We start from the raw sequence: 20,985 nt of genomic DNA, 5'->3' as shown, positions 1-20,985 counted from the left end.
AAATTCAAATATAACATAAAACCGCGTACCCTGAAATTCAAATTGGCGCTATTGCCTGCTTTCATCCTGATCCAAGCTTATCTGAAGGCGTGTATCCAGCCTGTTTCACCTGTGGCTGTCTTTACAAAATCGAATTGGTTAAAGGTGCCCAGCACCGTTACATCGGTGCCAGCCGTCAGCTTCTCTTTTGCAGCAGCCGTGGCATGTGCTTCGGCCAATAGCTCGGAGGTCTTTTCCAGTTTCCTGCTTTTAACTGGTTCTGTAGCTGCCTCTACCACACTGGATGCAATGTAAGCTTCGGAACTGTCGGGCAGTTGAACCCTGTACCAGCTGCCGGAGCCGCCGGTTACCTGCAGCGGGGTGTGCCGGGGCAGCGTTGCGGCTACTTTGGAATTACCGGAAGGCTGCAGCCGTATATTCGCCTGCCGTGCCGACACGCGCACCCAGTTCCCGACCTGCGCGGCATCTATGGTAACAGGAGCGGGTGACTCCTTGGGCTGATGCAGGTATGGAAACGGATTAGTGGCGCCCTGCCCGAAGCGGTAAATGCCAAAGTGCAGGTGCGGGGCCGTGGTAATGGCGTTTCCGGTGTTGCCAACCAGCCCCAGTGTATCGCCTGCTGCTACCCGCTGCCCCGGGGCTACCAGTTGGCTGTCGAGGTGGGCGTAATACAGGCTTTGCCGGCGGCTCAGGTCTGAGAGCCAGATTACGTTACCGCCGCGCGGCGTGGTGCTTACCCGTGTAACCACGCCCGCCGTGGCAGCTACTACCGGCGTACCCCGTGGCGCAAAAATATCGACGCCTTCGTGCCTGCGGGCGCCACCGTCGCGCGGGTCGCCCCAGATGCTGGCGATGTGGCGGCTTGTTTTGTTTGGTATCGGGAAAGCCAGGGTTGGCTGCACCTGAATGGTTACCGTGTACTGGCCGCTGCGCAGCAGCTCGGGCTGCAGCCGGAGAATGTGTTGTGTCGTTTCATCCACTTCGTACTGCAACTGCTGGGCTGCTGTATCGGCATAGGCTACCCGCTTTGGCGAAGCTGTGGCATCGGCGGGTGCTTCAAACAGGTCCATGAAAACACGAACAGGTTCTTTTGCATGCAGTTCCAGGTTTACCACAAGACGCTCACCCTCTTTTGCATCTAATTTGTAGCCGAGGGCCCGGGGCCGGTCAGCTGCAAAATAGCCGGTTTCTTTGAATGGGAGAGTTACCGAAATGGAATCGTGCAATGCCTTTTGTCCTGCATTCAGCCAATCCTGGCCCAGCGCTGTTTCATCCAGTTTGGCCTCTTTTAAGGAAGCAACATAACGGTCGTAGGGCGACTGGCGCTGAAAAACGCCTCTGAGGGTTTGTTTTCCGCCACAACTGGCGGCAATTATCATTAACAGGAAAAAGCACAGGTAGTGCCGGAGTTTATAGTTTGTTCGCGTCATTTTAAAATTTCCTGATAGCTACTTTGAGTTACAATACAATGTTTAACCAAAAATGATGCCTTTTTTCTGGTTTTTGTTACTGTTAACTGATTGTATCTGGTTGATTTACAAATATTAGTAAACTGAACCAACTGGGTTTCGTACAAATTAAGTATGTGAAGTGCCAATCTGCAGCAGTTATGAAAAAGATTAGATGGAAATATAAAAGCAGGAGAGTTGCCAAAAAGCTGATGCCTCTTTTTGCACCGCTGGTATTGTCGCCTTTTATTACGCCTACAGGGCAATCTGTAGCGAAGGTAAATCCCAAAAACCTGAAGGAAAAGATACGGAACTACAAGCTGATGAACTTCGACCAGCTGGCCCTGAACCTGTATGATGAAATGGACCTGCAGGATGCCGGGTTACGATTCGAGGTTTTTGATAAAGCGCTGGTAGGTTATTATAACCTGAAGCATGAAGGCATGCTTTCTGACAAGCCGGTAATCACGGTAGTCGATTTTACAAAATCGTCGCGGGAGAAGCGGCTCTGGGTAATTGACCTGCAAAAGAAAGAGGTGCTGCATAACACGTATGTAGCCCACGGACGAAACTCCGGTGAAGAGTTTGCCAGCAATTTTTCAAATGAAAACGAATCGTACATGAGCAGCATCGGCTTCTATGTAACAGAAGATACTTACTTCGGGAAACACGGGCTCTCGCTGAAACTGAATGGTATGGACGAAGAGTTTAATACCAATGCCATGGACCGCTGTATAGTGATGCACGGGGCCGAATACGCCAGCGAAGCATTTATTGCCCAGACCGGCCGCCTGGGCCGCAGCCTGGGTTGCCCGGCATTACCCATGGAAGAGCATGAGGAAATCATAAACGATGTTGTTGGTAAAACGGCGCTCTATGTGCATGCAGCCAACGATAAGTACACCTCTCATTACCTGGACCACGCCAATGCGATGGCCGAAATGGTGCAGGAAACAACCCCGGCTGTAGACCTGCCTTTGCCTGGTGATGTAGCAAACGATGCGGGTGAGGGATTAGCGATATAATGAGGTAAGGCAATGGTGGCAGGCGCTGCAGAACATTTTCATTTTGCTGCTCCTGCCACCATTGCTTTTGCTGCAACCTCTACCGGAAACGGCAGCGAGGCTACGTTTGGGAAATGCTTCTGAGAAAGAAAAAATGATCAGCTAAAGAAGATTTAAGTACTTTTGTGTTTATTTGTAAATAGCTTATACATTCCTATCCGGAACAGGCTCAACAACAAAAGCATAAGTAAAGTACCCATGGAGAGTAAGAACAAAGTAATGGTGACCGGTTGTTTCGATTTACTGCACAGCGGGCACGTTGCTTTTTTAAAAGAAGCCGCCACCTACGGCGACCTGCATGTATGCATCGGGAACGACGATAATATTCACCAGCTCAAGGGGCGTTACCCGGTAAACTCGCAGGAGGAGCGCCGGTACATGATCGAATCGCTTGCCTGCATTACGGAGTGCCGGGTGAACAAAGGCTTTGGCATCATCGATTTTATGAAGGAGCTGGACGAGATTCAGCCTTCGGTATTTGTGGTGAATGAAGATGGCGCGACGCCTACCAAAGAAGAAATCTGTAAGCAGCGTGGCATCGAATACAAAGTCCTGAAACGGATACCGCACGAAAACCTGCCTGCCCGCAGCACGACCAGCCTGCGTACCGAATGTGTGATTCCGTTCCGCATAGACCTGGCAGGCGGATGGCTCGATCAGCCGTTCGTGTCGGAGTACCACCCGGGGCCGGTAGTTACCATCTCTCTTGAGCCCACGCTGGAGTTTAACAACCGCAGTGGCATGGCCTCCAGCACCCGCAACAAAGCGATCGAACTCTGGCGTACGGCTATCCCAAGCGGTGACCCGGAAAAGCTGGCTAAAATCCTGTTTACCTACGAAAACCCACCGGGAACAAAAGAGGTAGCTGGCTCCCAGGATGCGCTGGGTATCGTACTGCCCGGCATGAACCGCCTCTACTACGAGAACAATTACTGGCCCGAGAAAGTTGAATCTGTTCACGACGATGACATCCTCGACTGGCTGGAGCAGCACCTGTACCTGGTAACGCTGGGGCCACGCACCTCCGAGTATTCGGTGGTGGACAATACCAACCTGAGCAGGGAAGGAGCTAAAGCCTTAGCAGACGCCGCAGAAGGAGTTTGGGAGGCGGTGCAGCGAAAAGATGCCCGTGCGTTTGGCGAGTACTTCCGCAAGTCGTTTGAAGCCCAGATTCACATGTTCCCGAACATGGTGGACGAAAGTATTATGAACCAGATCAGGCTGTTCGAAGATAAGGCGCTGGGATGGAAACTGAGTGGTGCCGGTGGCGGGGGCTACATCATTATGGTAGCCGAAGAGCCGATCGAAAACGCTTTCCAGATTAAGATACGACGGAGAGACAGCAGAAATTAATATTTCCTCCAAACCATAAAGTTAACCCGCTTTGTCATGCTGAAAGCATCTTGTGGGCGAACGGAAGAAAAGCCAGCTAATTGTACTGGTTCGCATCGCCAGCTTTGAAGCCTTGATAGCAGGCGGAGCTGTTTCATAGCTGGCTTTCCTGTTCTTTTTGTCTTGATACAAAAAGAACCAAAAAAATCAAGAACCTCCAAACTCGCTTGAACGCTCAAACAGGTGGAGGTTCAATTGATGCACCTGGCTAGCGGGAGTGCTTCGTAGTAGAAAAAAATATTTACAATTTCAATTAACTATTATTACAACTTTAGCTAAAGCAGGAACTTAATACGATCCTGTTAAACCAGCTGTTAACTTCAGGAGCTGAGGGAATGGAGGCAGTGGCAGCAGAAAAAAAATGAGCTAAATTTTTCTGCTGCTACTGCCTCCATTGCTTTTGCTCCTCTACCTGCCGTAAAGCTTTACTATTTTATACAGCTTTTGCGCATCCTTCTTCTCAAAATAGTGAGGTTTCAGGCGCCAGGTCCAGTTGTTTTCGGTGGTGGACGGTTTGTTCATGATGGATTCGGCGCCCAGGCCTAAAACATCCTGTATCGGGAGCACCGCCAGCTGCGCCACCGACATGTAGGCCAGTCGCCCCATTACCTCGTGCGCATTTTCCTTTGTCAGGCTGGTGTGGCTGTATTCCCGCAGCCGTGCCTGCGACTCCGCCCCTGACTCGTTTTCGTACCAGGCCCTGACGGTGCTGTTGTCGTGGGTGCCGGTGTACACAATCGAGTTCTGGATGTGGTGGTGTGGCGCGTAAATGCTGTGCGGCAGATCGTCGCCAAACGCAAAGAGCAGCACGCGCATGCCCGGCAAACCGAACTCCTGCATCAGGTCGCGCACCGGCTGGTCTATTTCGCCCAGGTCTTCGGCGATAATGGGCATATCCGGGCACTTGTTTTTGATGATGGTGAGAAGTTCCTTCCCGGGCGATTGCACCCATTTGCCGTTCATGGCTGTTTTTTCGCCTGCCGGTATTTCCCAGTAAGCGGAAAATGCCCTGAAATGGTCGAGGCGCAGCAGGCCGAAGAGCTGCAGGTTGTGCAGCACGCGGTCTATCCACCAGTCGTATTCCCGTCTTTCCAGCGCTTTCCAGTCGTACACGGGGGAGCCCCATAACTGGCCTGTTTCGCTGAAATAATCGGGCGGCACACCGGAAACCGCTTCAGGCATACCTTCTTTGTCGAGCTTAAAGAGCTGCGGGTGCGCCCACACGTCGGCGCTGTCGTGGCTGACGTAAAAAGGCATGTCGCCGATAAAGGTAATATCTTTCAGGTGACAGTACGCTTTTAGCTTTTCCCACTGCCGGTAAAACAGGAACTGCAGGAACTGCTCCCGCTCAATGTCGTTTTCCAGCTCCTGTGCCAGCGCGTGCATGGCGCCTTTATGCCGCTGCTTTAGCTCCCCGGGCCACTCCACCCAGCTTTTTTGTTCGAAGTGATTTTTAAAGACGACAAACTGGCTATAGTCTTCGAGCCAGGACCAGTGCTTTTCCCGGAACGCACGAAAGGCCTGTCGCAGCTCCTCGTTTGGCCGGGACTTGAAAGTGGCATAGGCTTTAAACCAGATGTTTCGCTTAAAGTCAGTTACTGCCGGAAAATCCACTTTATCATCGGGAAAATGCGGGCGTTGCGCCAGGTCCTCTTCTTTCACCAGTTCCTCTTTCAGGAGCAGGTCGGGGCTGAGGAGTAGGGGGTTGCCGGCAAAGGCAGAGTGGCTGCTGTAGGGCGAGCTGCCGGAGCCAACCTCGGTGGGGTTGAGCGGCAGAATCTGCCAGTAGCGCTGCCCCGCCTCTTCCAGCAGGTCCGCAAATTTATAGGCCTCCGGGCCCAGATCGCCAATGCCGTAGGGCGAGGGGAGCGAGGTGATGTGCAGCAGAATACCACTGCTTCGTTTTGGTATGATCATGCGGTTGTTGCAGTTAAAAGTGCTACCGGGAAGGTGGCCAGCACATCAGAAATGAACAGGGTGTTTTCGCTTGCCGTAACCTGCTGCGGCCCGAATACCGGCTGCCAGTTGGCGGGGGCATCATCGGGTAAGGTGATGGCTGTATCTTCCCACACCTGCCGGCCCAGCGGTAGCTCGTTTTCGGAAATAATGTGCGCCAGCAGCCGCGGAACCACAACCAGGCACCACTGTGCCCCGTGTTTTCGGGCAAAGGCCAGCACGTGTGTTTTGTGCCTGCCGGTTACCGTCAGCGGCTGGTAATCCCCTTTGCTGAACAGCTCGTGCAGCTCTTTCCGGACGTTCAGAGCCTTGTAGAGCAGGAACAGTTTCACGCGCCCGTTGGCAGGGTTTTGCAGCAGCTGTTTGTGTAGCTCCTGCACGTTTTCCTGCTCCAGTTGCTTTACTTCCTGCAGGTACTGGCGGCGCTCGTCGTAGTCTACGGGGCGGCGGTTGTCGGGGTCTACCAGGCTGAAGTCCCAGAGCTCGCAGCCCTGGTAAATGTCGGGCACACCCGGGCAGGTAACCTTCAGCAGGGCCTGGCACAGCGAATAAATCCAGCCGTAGTGGGCCAGCTTCTGGATAAACGGGCGGAAGGAAGCCATAAACGCCTCATCCTTCAGCAGGAGGTTTTCCACCAGGTTGTTTACCGCCTGCTCGTAGGCCTCGTTCGGCTCCGACCAGTTGGTATTTACCTTGGCTTCGCGGAAGGCTTTGGTCAGGTACTCCTGCACCCGTTCCACAATGCTTTCGTCCACGGCGCCATCTACTGGTATTACGCCTAGCAGCGTTTGCAGCATAAAGTAGATGTCGTTCCGTTTGGGGTAACCGTCTACCACGTATTTCTGGATAAGATCGAACCACTCGTGCACCTTTTCCTCCCACGCTTCGGGCAGCTCCGACAGCACGTTCAGGCGCATGCGGGTGCCTTCGCCGCGTTTGGTGTCGTGGGTGGCGGTGGCGTTGAGGGAGTGGGGGTAGGTGCGGAGCTTGTAGAACATCAGGTCGTGGAACTGGCGCGGCCGGATGTTGAACACATCGGGACTGTTGCCCACCTCGTTCAGCGAAATGATGCGGTTGTAGTTGTAGAAGGTAGTGTCTTCCACGCCCTTGGCGGCCAGCGGACCGGTAAACTGCTGGCTGCGCATCACAAAGTACAGTTTGCGCTCCCGCACCTCGTCTGGCTCTTCTTCGTTTGTTTCGAAGAGCGTGCGCAGGTGCGTGAACTGCTCCAGGGCCTCGGGCGCGCGCCTGTCGGCCTCGGCAAAAGCTTTTTCGATGGTGGCAATCGCTTCGTCGGACAACGGGAACTCGCGCGCATAGATGCGGTACACCGGGAACGACGACAGCAGCACGGCCAGCGCCCGCCGCCATTGCTCTTCGGTAAAGTCCGGGGTGAGCAGGTTGTGCTGTTGCAGGTAGCGCAGCAGGTTTTCGAGTTCGCCCGCCATCTGGTCTTTCAGGATGTACATCTTCTTCTCGAACACCAGCTTCTCGTAATCCGACTCGGCATTCGGTACCAGCTGCTTGTAGAGCGCCGTTAGTTTCCGCTCGCCCGAGGGGTCGGTGAAGAGGTTGCTGATCCAGGCCAGGAAGTCGTAGCCGCTGTTGCCCTGGATGGGCCAGTTTTCGGGCAGGTTTTCTTCGCCTTCCAGAATTTTTTCCACGATCAGGTAGCGGTCTTCGCCGGCCATTTCCCGCAGCCGCTCCAGGTAGGTGTCGGGGTCGAAGAGGCCGTCCACGTGGTCTACCCGAAGCCCCTGCACCAGCCCTTCGTCGCAAAGCTGTTTGATGAAGAGGTGGTACTTGTCAAACACATCGGGCCGCTCCATGCTCAGGCAGATAAGGTCGTTGATGGTGAAGAAGCGGCGGTAGTTTATCTTGCGCTCGGTCAGCTGCCAGTGGCAGAGCAGGTAGTGCTGTTTATCGAGCAGCTCCTGTAGCTGTTGCCTGTCCTGGGGCACGCGCTGCAGCACGTTTTCGGTTGCGGCTTTCAGGGCGGCATCCTGCTGTACCAGCGCATAAAGCTGCTGCTTTTCCGCCGACCAGGCAGCAGCGGCTATGGTGGCAGCAGCAGTGAGCTTTTGGAGCCGCTCCCGGGCCTCGGTGAGTATAGTAGCAGCACCGGCTTCAGCGATGATCTGCTGCAACAGCCAGTCGTAGCTTTCCACACTGAGCGGGTACACCGACTCGTAGTAGGCCATGCCGAAACCTTCCTGCGAAAAAGTTACCTGCAGCTGCTTTTTGTCCAGCACCTCTTCCAGCGGATCGCCCAGGAAAGGCACCATGATCTTTGGCCCGAAATCGGGATGTTCGAAGTTGATGTCGAAGAAGGTGTAGAGTTCTGACTTCGGTCCTTTTTCGAGTACATCCATGAGCAGCCCGTTTTCGGGGTGGTACACCATGTGGTTGGGCACGATGTCCTGCAGCCAGCCCATGCCGTGCTGCTGCAGTTCGGCGGTAATCTCCCTGAATTCTTCGAGGGTGCCAATGGCGGGGCCAATCTGGTGCGGGTCGGCCACATCGTAGCCGTGCTCGCTGCCGGTCCGTGCCCTGAAAAAGGGGGCTGCATAAATCGTACTGATGCCCATTTCCTGTAAGTAGGGGATAAGTTTTTGGGCATCCTTCAGCGTGAATACAGGCGACAACTGCAGCCTGTAGGTAGCGGAGGGTATGTATAGCATAGATTATACTTTCAGGTTCAGGCTGTCGTACAGTTCTTCAAATACGCGGCACCATTTTACGGATTTTTCATCTCCGGCCTCACTGCCTTTCTGGTAATAGGCATACACGTCCTGCTTCATCCGGAAAGCAATGTTCTGTGCCTGCCAGTAGTCGGGGTTGAGCGGAGAATTTTTAAGCACATCAATCAGCTTGATCAGCTGTTCCATCCGTTCAGTCTGATCGGGGTTCTGCTCCAGTATCTTCATCAGCTGGTTGACGCACTGCGTCACCTCAAAGTCGAGGAATTCGGTGTTGAGTTTTACCTTCATGCGTTCGGCGCCTTTAAAGAGCCGCTTGATCAGGCGGGCGTCAATTTCTTCTGACGTGAGCTCTTCCTGCAGCTTGCTGTTGATCACGTACTCCACGGTTACCTGCAGCGGGCGGGGCAGCGGAATAGACATCTGGTTCATGGCCACCATCAGCGCGTAATTGTTATCGTAGGTTTGCTGGAAGTCGCGCTCGATGTTCTGCATGGCCTGGTCGAGTACCTGGTCGAGAATCCGTTTCTGTTCGTCCTTGAACAAGTGCCAGAACGAGTAGTTGTGCGACTCAAAGTGCTTGTCGAGCAGCATGATGATTTCGCTCACGTTGCCGCGCTTAAAGGCATTGATCAGGTCTTCGCGCAGGGTTTTGTAGGCGGCATCGTCCACAAATTCGCGCACCCCGCCAAACAGCTGGTGGTCGCCCAGGTGGAGGATACCAAACGTGATGGTGCTTTCTTCCCAGGTAATGGAGGAGCGGATAACGGCTTTGCCCATGGCCAGTTTCTGGCGGCCGCCCTCCAGCAGTTTATAGTTTTCGGAGGTGGCGGTGTAGCTGTAGAGGTTCAGCTTGTCGTGGTCTTTTTCGAACAACGAGGCAACGGCATAGTGCGCACCCACCCGCAGCAGGTCGATCACCATCGGCTTCACATACTTGCGGTAAACGACGGCAGCATTCTGGTGCTCTTTCACGTTACTCGTCGCTTTTTCCAGCAGTTCCACAAACCGTTTCTCGTAGTCGTTTCCGCTTATGTCGCCTGCAAGCTGAATGGCCCTGGCAGCATAGAAAATATCCTGAACGGTTTCGATGCCGGTTACTTCATCAAAGAACCAGCCGCAGCTGGTGTACATGAGCATGGTGTGGTACTGCATCTCGAGCAGCTTCAGGAATATTACCTGTTCCTCTTTGGTCAGCTTACGCCTGGTATGATCCTGCATAAACTTCCGGACGTTTTCTTCGCTCCTGTCCATCACCACCCGGATGTAGTCGTTGCGGGTTTTCCACGGATCGGCGCCCAGCTTCTTCATCCGCTTTTCGAAGAGCGGCGCCAGTTCGTCGCGCAGCCAGTCGAAGGCGTCGCGCAGGGGGCCGCGCCACTCCTGGTTCCAGCCATAGTTGCCGCCGGTGTTACAGCCGCAGTTGCTGCGCCAGCGTTCCACCCCGTGGGCACAGCTCCACGAAGTGTTTTCCGTGATCATAGCTTCGTATTTGGGCGGGTGCAGCTCCAGGAATTCGCCGTACACCGTCAGGTTGGCCGTATGGTCCTGTTCGATGCGCTGCAGGGCGTACGAAAGCGCCATTTCGCCAAACTGGTGATGGTGTCCGTAGGTTTCGCCGTCGGTGGAGATGTGCATCAGCTGGGGCTCCTCGCTGTAAATGTCGAGCGTGCTTTCCAGGCGGCTGGCAAAGCGCTCGCCGCTCTCCAGCAATCCTTCGAAGGCAATGCCCTGCGACACCGGCCCGTCGTAGAAAAACAGCACGATGCTTCTGCCCGACGGCAGGTTGCACTGGTAAGCCCTGCGCGGATCGATGCGGGCGCCAACGGCATTGTGCCATTCTTTTTCGCCGATTTTCCGGAACTTGTTGGCCTGGTACGGCGACAGGATGGTGAACTTAATGCCATGCTCGGCCAGTACTTCAAGGGTTTCGGTGTTGGCGGCCGTTTCGCCCAGCCACATGCCTTCGGGCGCACGGCCAAAGCGCTTCATGAAATCATACATGCCCCAGATTACCTGCGTGTGCTTGTCGCGGGTGTTGGCCAGCGGCATAATCATGTGGTTGTAGACCTGCGCCACGGCAGAGCCGTGTCCGGAAAAGCGTTCCTGGCTTTCTTTGTCGGCATCCAGGATGGCCTGGTAGGTGTTCGGGTCGTTTTTCTGCATCCACTCCAGCAGGGTAGGACCGAAGTTGAAGCTGATGCGGGCGTAGTTGTTCATAATGTCGACGATCGCGCCCTGGTCGTCCAGGATGCGGGAGGCATAGTTGCGGGCATAGCACTCGTTGGAGATGCGGGCATTCCAGTCGTGAAAAGGGGCGGCAGATTCCTGTAATTCTACTTCGTTGAGCCAGGGGTTTTCGCGCGGGGGCTGGTAAAAGTGCCCGTGTATACAGATATACTTATTGTTCATAAAAGGTTATTTAGATTGTAAAATAATCAGCGACTCCGGCTCCAGGGAGCAGAGGCTGTGGTGGCTGGAGCTGCTGACTTTTTTTGCTCCCGGACCGCCCCAGGCGGTGTCGGCAGAGTTCAGCACCGGCTCCCATTCCTGCCTTTCGGGATACGCCGAAGCGATTGTTTGCGGTTGCTTGCTTAAATTAAAGAGGCAGTATATATACGGTTTTGCCCCGGAATGGATAAGGTGCAGCACCGAAGCCTCGGTATCAAAGTGAACGGTAAGCTGCTCTTTGCTGCGTTTGGCAAAGGCTGGAGCCGTTTTCCTGAATTGGATGAGCTTTTTGTAAAACTCGCGCAGTTTGTTTTGCTGTTCGTGCTGGTGGTAACTGTGCTGCAGCTTCGACTGCTCAAAGGTTGCTTCGGCAGCAGGGTCGGGTGCTTCGCCTTTCCAGGCAAAAGCAGCAAATTCTTTCCGCCTGCCCTCCGTCACCAGCTTTGACAGGTGCTTATCCGTGTGGCTTACGAAATACAGAAAGGGATGTTGCTCCCCGTACTCCTCGCCCATAAACAGCATGGGCGTGTAAGGCGACAGCAAAATAAGTCCCGCCACCACCTTGAGCTGCTCAAACGAGATCAGCTGCGTGAGGCGTTCGCCCATCATGCGGTTACCTACCTGGTCGTGGTTTTGGGAACATACCACAAAGTGCTTGGCCGGAATAGCGGTGGCATCGTTGCCTACGGTTCTTCTGCGGTGCACTGAATAAATGCCGTTGTACACGTAGGTATGCTTGAGTGCCTTTACCAGGTGTTCCGGTTCGCCATAGTCTTCGTAATAGCCGTCGCGTTCGCCGGTTACCAGGGTGTGGATGGCATGGTGGTAGCCATCGGCCCACTGGGCCGCCAGTCCGTAGCCTCCCTGTTCGATGGGGTTGAGCAGGCGCACGTTGTTCATGTCGGTTTCGGCAATCAGGATGTACTCCCGGTTCTGCTGCTCGCCCAGCTGCGTTACGTGCTCCTGCAGCTCCTGCAGGAAATGTTTGGCGCCCATGTCCAGGATGGCGTGCACGGCATCCAGGCGCAGGGCATCGATGTGGTAGTCGCGCAGCCACATGAGCGCGTTCTGCAGGAAGAAATTACGCACATGGTCCGAGTCGGCATCGTCAAAATTCAGGGCATCGCCCCAGGGCGTGTTGTACTTGTGCGTGAAGTAAGGGCCAAAGTCTTTCAGGTAATTTCCTTCCGGCCCCATGTGGTTGTACACCACATCCAGAATCACTGCCAGCCCCTCCCGGTGGCAGGCATCCACCAGTTTTTTCAAACCTTCCGGGCCGCCATAGGAGTTCTGCACCGCGAACGGGTAAACGCCGTCATAGCCCCAGTTGCGGCTCCCGGGAAACTGCGCTACCGGCATAATCTCAATGGCCGTAATGCCCAGGTCCTTCAGCTCCGGCAGCTTCCGGATGACGCCCTCGAAATTTTCTTCTTCCGAAAAAGTGCCTGCATGCAGTTCGTAGATAATGTACTCTTCCAGCGGGATTCCTTTCCAGGCGCTGTCCTGCCAGTCGTAAGCAGCCTGGTCAATTACCTCCGATGCTTCGTGCACCCCATCGGGTTGTGACCGGGAAGCAGGGTCTGGCCGTTTGGTTTTTCCGTTTAACCTGAAAAAATATTTTGTACTGGGTTTTGCATCTTCTGCCAGTCCTGTCCAGTAACCAAAGGCCTCCCGCTGCAGCGGAATAATCTGCTTTTTGGGTGAGGTGATGACAGCTTCCACTTGTGCTGCCGTTGGAGCCCATACCGTGAAAGATGTGCCTTTTTCCTGCGTATAGTACGATCCGATGTCTCTAATAATTCCCATAGGTTGTTGATACCGTCTTTTCACTCCCAGCATTTTTAAACTGGCTTCTAAATAAATAGGTTGTGATTTTTAATTAATATATAGAAAGAGTCTTATATTTAGCGCATCATCTCTACCTGTAGTTACGTAGTTCCTTAATTTCGAAGAATATAGGCGAAATGTATATAATCCGAAACATATTTTTTCTTGTCAAGTAACTACAGTAATCTAAAAATAATTATTAATGGAAGCACTGGAAGGAACAAAACGTGTAGTAATTGAAAATGTTAACCCCCAGATTAACTGCGGTCGGTACCCCGTGAAGCGGGTAGTGGGGGAAGAATTGAAAGTGACGGCAGATATATTTACAGACGGCCATGATGAAGTGAAGGCGGTGCTGGTGTACAGGCAGACCGGTGCTGACAAGTGGGAAGAGGTGCCGATGCAGTTTTTGTCGAACGACCACTGGCAAGGGAGCTTTAAGCCGGGTGCAGTGGCCATGTATGAGTATTCCATTCATGCCTGGGTAGATCATTTTTACACCTGGCAGAAAGGGCTCCGGAAAAAGTACGAGGCCAACCAGGATATCGGGGTGGAGCGCCAGATCGGGGCGCAGTACCTGGAGCAGACCGCTGCCGCTGCAGAGCAGCACGACCGCGACAGGCTGCACAGCTGGGCGCACGAACTGCGCCACGGCGGTTCGGATGCCGATGCCGTGGCCATGGTGACGAGCCAGGAGGTACTGGACCTGATGTATGCCGCCAGTGAGCGTAAAAACAAAACAGAATACGATAAGATCCTGCGGGTAGACGTGGAGCGGCACAAAGCCCTCTTCAGCGCCTGGTACGAGTTCTTCCCGCGCTCGGCAGCACAGGAAGCCGGTAAGCACGGTACGTTTAAAGACTGCGAACGCCTGCTGCCCCGCATTGCCGAAATGGGTTTCGATACGGTTTACCTGCCGCCCATCCACCCGATTGGCAGGGCTTTCCGGAAAGGGAAAAATAATTCAGTTACCGCAGAACCCGGCGAACCAGGTTCTCCCTGGGCCATAGGCGCAGAAGAAGGTGGTCATAAAGCCATCCATCCGGAGCTCGGCTCGCTCGATGATTTCCGAAGTTTAGTCAATGCGGCACGCGACCACGGGATCGAGATTGCGCTTGATTTTGCGATTCAGTGCGCGCCCGATCACCCTTATGTAAAGGAGCATCCGCAGTGGTTTATCTGGCGCCCCGACGGCACCGTGCAATATGCCGAAAACCCACCCAAGAAATACCAGGATGTACTGCCCGTAAACTTCGAAACAGAAGACTGGCAAAACCTGTGGATTGAATTGAAGAGCATCCTGGAGCACTGGATCGAACAGGGCGTACACATTTTCCGGGTAGACAATCCGCATACAAAGGCGTTTAAATTCTGGGAGTGGGTGATAAAGGAACTACGACAGGAGCATCCGCAGCTGATCTTCCTGGCCGAAGCATTTACGCGTCCGCGTGTGATGGAGCAGTTAGGTAAAATCGGCTTCACCCAGTCCTACACCTACTTTACCTGGCGCTATACCAGCCACGAAATCCAGGAATACCTGACAGAACTTACCCGCACCGAGATGCGCGAGTACTACCGTCCGAACTTCTGGCCCAACACGCCCGACATCCTGCCCATTACATTGGTGGAAGGGGGAGAGGCGGCCCACATTACCCGGGTAGTGATGGCGGCAACCCTATCGTCCAACTACGGCTTGTATGGTCCGCTGTATGAGTTCGCCATTAATGTGCCGCATCCGGGCAAGGAAGAATATACCGAGTCGGAGAAATACGAAATCAAGCACTGGGACTGGGGCAAGATGACCAAAATACGGGCGGTCATTACGCAGATAAATAAAATACGGCGTGTGAACCCGGCCCTGCAGACAACCTGGAACGTGCATTTCACCAACACGGATAACAGCCAGCTGTTAGCCTATGCCAAAACCGACGACGAGGCAGGCAATCACCTGTTCATGGTCGTGAACCTTGACCCGCACCATGTGCAGTCGGGCTGGATACAGGTGCCGCTGCACCTGTTTGGCATAGCCCAGGACCAGCAGTACATCATGCACGACCTGCTCACCGAGTACAGGTACACCTGGACGGGAGAGTGGAATTACGTGGAGTTAAGGCCTTACGAAATGCCTGTTCACGTGTTCCGGGTAGAGGAAGCAAATAAAGGTATGGGGCATCAGAACCTGGACGATACCTGGTTACCAAAATAAGAAAAAGAACAAATAAAATTCTCTATTTATAGTTAGATACTATGGCAGATAAAGAAACCCAGCTAGACGACAACATACACTGGTACAAAGACGCTATCATTTACGAGCTGCACATCAAGGCCTTTAAGGACGGCAATGGTGACGGGTACGGAGACTTTAAAGGGCTGATGCAGAAACTGGATTACCTGGAGGGCCTGGGGGTTACTGCTATCTGGCTGCTGCCGTTTTACCCGTCGCCCCTGCGCGATGACGGGTATGATATCGCCGACTACTACAGCATCAATCCCTCGTATGGCAACATGCAGGATTTCAAGCTTTTTGTTAAGGAAGCGCACCGCCGCGGGCTAAAGGTGATCACCGAGCTGGTTATCAACCACACCTCCGATCAGCATCCGTGGTTCCAGCGGGCCCGCAGAGCAAAACCAGGCTCCGCTCACCGCGATTTTTATGTCTGGACCGATGACCCGACCAAGTACAAGGATGTCCGGATTATCTTTACCGATACCGAACCCTCTAACTGGACCTGGGACCCGGTGGCCGGGCAATACTACTGGCACCGCTTTTTCTCGCACCAGCCAGACCTGAACTACGACAATCCGAAAGTGCAGCAGGAGGTATTCAAGATGCTGGAGTACTGGCTGGATTTGGGTGTGGATGGCTTCCGGCTGGATGCGGTTCCTTACCTGTTCGAACGCGACGGTACTAACTGCGAAAACCTGCCCGAAACCTATGCCTTTCTCCGGAAGCTGCGCGCACACGTAGACAGCAAATATACCGGCAAACTGCTGCTGGCAGAGGCCAATATGTGGCCCGAAGATTCGGCAGCTTATTTTGGTAACGGTGACATGTGCCACATGAACTACCACTTCCCGATCATGCCGCGCCTGTTCATGTCGCTGAAGATGGAAGACCGCTACCCGATCATCGACATCTTTAACCAGACGCCCGATATACCGGAAACCTGCCAGTGGGCCATGTTCCTGCGCAACCACGACGAGCTGACGCTGGAGATGGTGACCGACGAGGAGCGGGACTACATGTACAAGGTGTACACCAAAGACCCGATGGCCAAGATCAACGTGGGCATCCGGCACCGCCTGGCGCCGCTCCTGGGCAACGACCGCTCCAAGATCGAGCTCATGAACGTGCTGCTCTTCTCGATGCGGGGAACGCCGGTGGTGTATTACGGCGACGAGATAGGCATGGGGGATAACTACTACCTCGGCGACCGTGACGGCGTGCGTACCCCGATGCAATGGAACGATGACCGCAACGCCGGTTTCTCGGCTGCCAATCCGCAGAAGCTATACCTGCCCATCATCCTGGACCCGGAATACAAGTATGAATCTGTAAACGTAGATACACAGGAGCATAACCCGAATTCACTTTTATGGTGGACCCGCCGCATCATCAACATGCGCAAACGCTACAAAGCGTTTGGGCGCGGTACGATCAAATTCCTGAATCCGAATAACTCGAAAGTGCTGGCTTTTGTGCGTGAATACCAGGACGAAACCATCCTGGTAATTGCGAACCTGTCGCGGTTTGCCGAAGCCGTGGAACTGGACCTGCAGGATTACCGCGGCCGTATCCCGATGGAGGTGTTCAGCAAGAATAAATTCCCGACCATTAAAGACGACAGCTATCTTTTTACGATAGGTGCGCATGGTTATTACTGGTTTGAGTTACAGCAGCAGGAGTCAAGCGCTTCGTTCGATGCTGATCTTCAGCGGGCAGCCCTGCAAATTACGTCGTTGCGTAATCCGCTGGGGGCGCCGGTGCTCAAGGAGCTGGAGTCGAAAGTGCTGCAGCGGTACCTGATGCGTTGCCGTTGGTTTGGCGGAAAAGCCCGCACGATCCAGCGCCTGCAGGTTGTGTCGAACACACCGTTACAGGTGGGCAAGCAGGGCGCATCGTTGCTCCTGATCGAGGTGAGCTATAACGAAGGATTGCCGGAGCTTTACCAACTGCCGGTTGCATTTGCTTCCGGTGAGCTGGAGCAGGAACTCATCAATGTATACCCGAACAGTGTGATTGTCCGCGTAGCGATGGATGGAAAAGAAGGCATTCTATTCGATGCCATGTTCTGGGAAGATTTCAGGCAGATGCTGTTCCAGCTGATGGCCAAGCGCAAACGCCTGAAAACAGAAACCGGCGAACTGGTAAGCGACAGCCACAAAGATGTAAGTGCAGTGGCCAAAGGAGCCGGAAATGCCTTGTCATCCAGGATACTGAGTGCCGAGCAAAGCAACACCTCAGTGCTTTATGGCAACCAGTATTTCCTGAAAATCTACCGCAAACTCGACAGAACCATTAACCCGGATGTGGAAGTGGTGCAGGCCCTTTCGGATGTGGCAAACTTTGAACATGTGCCGAAGTTTATGGGTACCATAGAGCAGCATGAGCCGGGCAAACCGCCGATGGTACTCATGATGCTGCAGGAGCTGGTGCCTAACCAGGGCGACGTGTGGGTGTATATGGAAGATGCGCTGAAACGCTTCTTCGAGCGCCTGCAGACCCAGGACGAGCGCCTGCAACCAAAAGCACCGCTGGGTACCCTTTCCAGGCCGGTTGCGTTTACAGAAGTGCCAGACGAGGTACAGATGCAGTTAGGCGGCGCCCACGTGGAGCGTGTGGAACTGCTGGGGCAGCGTACCGCAGAAATGCACCTGGCGCTGGCCGGCATCAATCACCCGGACTTCACACCGGAAGAATTCTCACTGCACTACCAGCGCTCGCTCTACTCTTCGCTGACCTCGCTCGTGCGCAGCAGCTTTGATTTATTGCAGAAAAAACTGCCGGAACTTCCGGAAGGGGTGAAGGCAGAAGCAGAGGAAGTGCTGCAAATGCGCGGGCAGGTGCTGGAGCACCTGAAGATGATTTTTGCCCGGAAAATAGATACCCAGAAAATACGAACGCACGGCGATTATCACCTGGGGCAGGTGCTCTTTACTGGCAGGGATTTCATTATCATCGATTTTGAAGGAGAGCCAGCCCGTTCGTTCAGCGAACGTCGCCTGAAGCGCTCTCCGCTGCGCGATGTGGCCGGTATGATCCGCTCTTTCCACTACGCGGTGTACAATGCGCTGTTCCAGCAGGGCTCGCTGAGAAAAGAAGACAGCCAGTACCTGGAGCAGTGGGCGGAGCAGTGGTACCACTACGCCAGCGGTTTCTATATGAACCGTTACCTCGAAAAAACCATGGGAACAGGTATTGTGCCGGCGCTTGAAGAGGACTACAATGTGTTAATGGAAACATTCCTGCTCGAAAAAGCGATTTACGAACTAGGATATGAATTGAACAACCGTCCTGACTGGGTACTTATCCCGATCAGAGGCATAAAGTATATCATGAGGAAGTATCAGAATGGCTAAGAAAAAGGAAGGCAATCAGAACCCAGAAAAAGACCAGTCTACTCCTGTTGCTAAAACCGGCACCACGAGAGGCAGTTCAAAAACTGAAAAAAAGGCTGCACCTCAGAATGAGGCCAGCGCTGAGCCTAAAAAAACACGGGCAACACGTAAGACCAACGCGTCTGACAGCCCAGTACCTGACGTTCCGGGAACCGCAGAGATTGTTGCCACTGAGGGTGTGATAAACCCACCGGCAGCAACTCCTAAAAAGCGGGGAGGATCGAAAAAAGCAACTCAAGCCCAGGCTAATACACAGGCTGCCCCTTTGCCTGCCGAAGATGTACCGGCAGGAAGTGTAGCAGATGGCTCCGGGCTGGCAGATGTTGCACCTGCTGCCCCCAAAAAGCGGGGCGGAGCTAAGAAAACGACAAAGGCAGCAGCACCGGTGGCGGAACAAGCGCCACCTCCTGCTCCTAAAAAGCCGGGCAGGAGCCGGCAGGAAAGAGACGTGATGATAGATGAAACAAAAGTGACGGAACCCGAGGCACACCCTGTGGCTGTTCCGGAAATAACCGAACCAACCCCTGCACCTGCCACAGCTCCGGCTCAGCAGCGCATAGGGGAGGTATACCACGATGTAAGCCGCTTCACCGACTTCGATGTATATCTGTTCAAGGAAGGAAAACATTTTTCGCTCTACGAGAAGTTTGGTTCGCATGTGATGTCCCGCGAGGGCAGGTCGGGGGTGTATTTTGCTGTGTGGGCGCCAAATGCGGAAGAAGTTACCGTTATAGGTGATTTTAACGAGTGGGATCGTGGCAGCCACCAATTAAAGCCACGCCACGACCATTCCGGCATCTGGGAAGGTTTTATCCCGGATGTGGGGGTAGGGATGCTGTACAAGTACTACATCAAGTCCAACTACCACCTGTACCACGTAGAGAAAAGCGACCCCTATGCCTTAACCCGTGAAGTGCCGCCCTTAACGGCTTCTGTTGTGTCGGACCTGCACTATAACTGGGAAGACAACGGCTGGATGGAGCATCGTAAAAACCAGGCAGGAGCGCCGCAACCGTACTCTGTGTACGAACTGCATGTTGGCTCCTGGCGCCTGAAGCCGGAAGATAACTGTCGTCCGCTTACCTACCGTGAACTGGCGGAGGTACTGCCCAAGTATGTGAAAGAAATGGGCTTTACGCATGTGGAGTTCATGCCGGTAGCTTTCCACCCCTTCAGTGGGTCGTGGGGCTACCAGATTACAGGGTACTTTGCACCGGCCAGCCAGTTTGGCCATCCGCAGGACCTGATGCACCTGATCGATATGCTGCACCGCGAAGGCATTGGCGTTATCCTGGACTGGGTACCGTCGCACTTCCCTTCCGACGAGCACGGGCTGGTGTACTTCGATGGTACACACCTCTACGAGCACGCCGATCCGCGCAAAGGCTATCACCCGGACTGGAACAGCTACATCTTTAACTATGGCCGTAACGAAGTACGTGCTTTCCTGATCAGCAATGCCCTGTTCTGGCTCGAAAAATACCACGCCGACGGCTTACGTGTAGATGCGGTAGCCTCGATGCTGTACCTGGATTACAGCCGCAAAGAAGGCGAGTGGATTCCGAACGAATACGGTGGCCGCGAGAACCTGGAAGCCATCTCGTTCCTGAAAGACTTTAACCAGGCCGTGAAAATGCGCTTCCCGGATGCCATTACCATAGCAGAAGAATCGACTGCCTGGCCTGGCGTAACCAACTCGATCGAGAATGGCGGCCTTGGTTTCGACAAGAAGTGGATGATGGGCTGGATGCACGATACCCTGACTTACTTCTCGAAAGATCCGATCTACCGCAAGTACCACCAGGGCGACATTACCTTCAGCGCTATCTACGCTTTTACCGAGCGTTTCATGCTGCCGCTTTCGCACGACGAGGTGGTGCATGGCAAGCAATCGCTGCTGCGTAAAATGCCGGGCGACGAATGGCAGCAATTCGCTAACCTGCGTGCGTTGTACAGCTACATGTATGCACACCCTGGTTCCAAGCTGCTCTTTATGGGTGCAGAAGTGGCCCAGTCGAGTGAGTGGAACCACAACAGCAGCGTAGACTGGCACCTGTTGCAATACGGCTACCATGCCGGCGTGCAGCAATTGGTTGCCAAACTGAACGAACTGTATAAATCAGAACCGGCCCTTTACCGCTACGACCACGAATGGTTTGGCTTTGAGTGGGTCGATTTCCAGGATGCGCACAACAGTGTGATCAGCTTCCTGCGCAAAGGCGACGCTGACGAAATGATTCTGGTAGTATGTAACCTCACGCCGGCTTTCCATCCGAATTACAGGCTGGGCGTGCCGGTAGAAGGCTGGTGGGCCGAGATATTCAACTCCGATGCAACCAACTTCGGTGGCAGCGGCCAGCATAATAAAGAGGGACTGTACTCGAATCCGGAGCCGTACCATGGCAAAGACTTTTCCGTAGACCTGGTATTGCCACCGTTGGGCGTTACCTACCTCAAGTTTTATCCACCGAATAAATAAAGAATAAACGATACCAAAGCAAAAGAGCCTTCGCTGTGTGTGAAGGCTCT

Annotated in this window: 10 protein-coding genes; 5 read left to right on the top strand and 5 right to left on the bottom strand. The window is 53.9% G+C overall.

From position 1 onward, the window contains the following. Nucleotides 1-77: 77 nt before the first annotated feature. Nucleotides 78-1,430, bottom strand: a complete 1,353-nt coding sequence (locus DCW36_RS21640; protein WP_114780622.1) for a M23 family metallopeptidase — start codon at nt 1,428-1,430, stop codon at nt 78-80. Between the two features lie 179 nt (nt 1,431-1,609). Here DCW36_RS21640 and DCW36_RS21635 point away from each other — a divergent pair, with 179 nt between their 5' ends. After that, nucleotides 1,610-2,473, top strand: coding sequence for a murein L,D-transpeptidase catalytic domain family protein (locus DCW36_RS21635; protein WP_240676273.1), 864 nt, complete (start codon nt 1,610-1,612; stop codon nt 2,471-2,473). A gap of 237 nt (nt 2,474-2,710) precedes the next feature. Further along, on the top strand, nt 2,711-3,865 hold the full coding sequence (locus DCW36_RS21630; protein ID WP_114780621.1) for an adenylyltransferase/cytidyltransferase family protein: 1,155 nt from the start codon (nt 2,711-2,713) through the stop codon (nt 3,863-3,865). 447 nt (nt 3,866-4,312) lie between these two features. Here DCW36_RS21630 and malQ read toward each other — a convergent pair whose 3' ends face one another. From malQ to treZ, 4 genes are read right to left on the bottom strand one after another with little or no spacing between them, the layout of a single operon-like run. Further along, nucleotides 4,313-5,821, bottom strand: a complete 1,509-nt coding sequence (malQ, locus tag DCW36_RS21625) for a 4-alpha-glucanotransferase (RefSeq protein ID WP_114780620.1) — start codon at nt 5,819-5,821, stop codon at nt 4,313-4,315. Further along, the gene (gene treY / locus DCW36_RS21620) at nt 5,818-8,541 is read right to left on the bottom strand and encodes a malto-oligosyltrehalose synthase (RefSeq protein WP_114780619.1); all 2,724 of its coding nucleotides are present in this window, start codon (nt 8,539-8,541) and stop codon (nt 5,818-5,820) included. The genes malQ and treY overlap by 4 nt, the downstream gene beginning before the upstream one ends. 3 nt (nt 8,542-8,544) lie before the next feature. Further along, a complete protein-coding gene (locus DCW36_RS21615; RefSeq protein WP_114780618.1) occupies nt 8,545-10,971 on the bottom strand; it encodes a DUF3536 domain-containing protein in 2,427 nt (808 codons plus the stop codon). A gap of 6 nt (nt 10,972-10,977) precedes the next feature. Then, nucleotides 10,978-12,816 (bottom strand): malto-oligosyltrehalose trehalohydrolase, encoded by a 1,839-nt coding sequence (gene treZ / locus DCW36_RS21610; RefSeq protein ID WP_114780617.1) that lies wholly within the window; start codon nt 12,814-12,816, stop codon nt 10,978-10,980. 223 nt (nt 12,817-13,039) lie between these two features. Here treZ and DCW36_RS21605 point away from each other — a divergent pair, with 223 nt between their 5' ends. The 3 genes from DCW36_RS21605 (at nt 13,040) to glgB (ending at nt 20,935) form a co-directional block, all read left to right on the top strand. Beyond that, nucleotides 13,040-15,043 carry an alpha-1,4-glucan--maltose-1-phosphate maltosyltransferase gene (locus DCW36_RS21605; RefSeq protein WP_114780616.1) on the top strand — a complete coding sequence of 668 codons (2,004 nt, stop codon included), beginning with the start codon at nt 13,040-13,042 and terminating at the stop codon, nt 15,041-15,043. A gap of 41 nt (nt 15,044-15,084) precedes the next feature. Then, on the top strand, nt 15,085-18,417 hold the full coding sequence (gene treS, locus DCW36_RS21600; RefSeq protein WP_114780615.1) for a maltose alpha-D-glucosyltransferase: 3,333 nt from the start codon (nt 15,085-15,087) through the stop codon (nt 18,415-18,417). A 490-nt stretch (nt 18,418-18,907) separates the two neighbouring features. Then, a complete protein-coding gene (gene glgB, locus DCW36_RS21595; protein WP_240676281.1) occupies nt 18,908-20,935 on the top strand; it encodes a 1,4-alpha-glucan branching protein GlgB in 2,028 nt (675 codons plus the stop codon). Nucleotides 20,936-20,985: the final 50 nt, after the last annotated feature.

Source organism: Botryobacter ruber (assembly GCF_003347595.2).
In the GTDB taxonomy this organism is placed as follows: Bacteria; Bacteroidota; Bacteroidia; order Cytophagales; family Hymenobacteraceae; genus Pontibacter; species Pontibacter ruber_A.
This window is presented reverse-complemented; position numbering and strand designations above follow the sequence as displayed.

Coding starts and splice junctions, on each gene's coding strand:
- DCW36_RS21640 (WP_114780622.1), bottom strand. CDS start 1,430: ATGACGCGAACAAACTATAAACTCCGGCACTACCTGTGCTTTTTCCTG.
- DCW36_RS21635 (WP_240676273.1), top strand. CDS start 1,610: ATGAAAAAGATTAGATGGAAATATAAAAGCAGGAGAGTTGCCAAAAAG.
- DCW36_RS21630 (WP_114780621.1), top strand. CDS start 2,711: ATGGAGAGTAAGAACAAAGTAATGGTGACCGGTTGTTTCGATTTACTG.
- malQ (WP_114780620.1), bottom strand. CDS start 5,821: ATGATCATACCAAAACGAAGCAGTGGTATTCTGCTGCACATCACCTCG.
- treY (WP_114780619.1), bottom strand. CDS start 8,541: ATGCTATACATACCCTCCGCTACCTACAGGCTGCAGTTGTCGCCTGTA.
- DCW36_RS21615 (WP_114780618.1), bottom strand. CDS start 10,971: ATGAACAATAAGTATATCTGTATACACGGGCACTTTTACCAGCCCCCG.
- treZ (WP_114780617.1), bottom strand. CDS start 12,816: ATGGGAATTATTAGAGACATCGGATCGTACTATACGCAGGAAAAAGGC.
- DCW36_RS21605 (WP_114780616.1), top strand. CDS start 13,040: ATGGAAGCACTGGAAGGAACAAAACGTGTAGTAATTGAAAATGTTAAC.
- treS (WP_114780615.1), top strand. CDS start 15,085: ATGGCAGATAAAGAAACCCAGCTAGACGACAACATACACTGGTACAAA.
- glgB (WP_240676281.1), top strand. CDS start 18,908: ATGATAGATGAAACAAAAGTGACGGAACCCGAGGCACACCCTGTGGCT.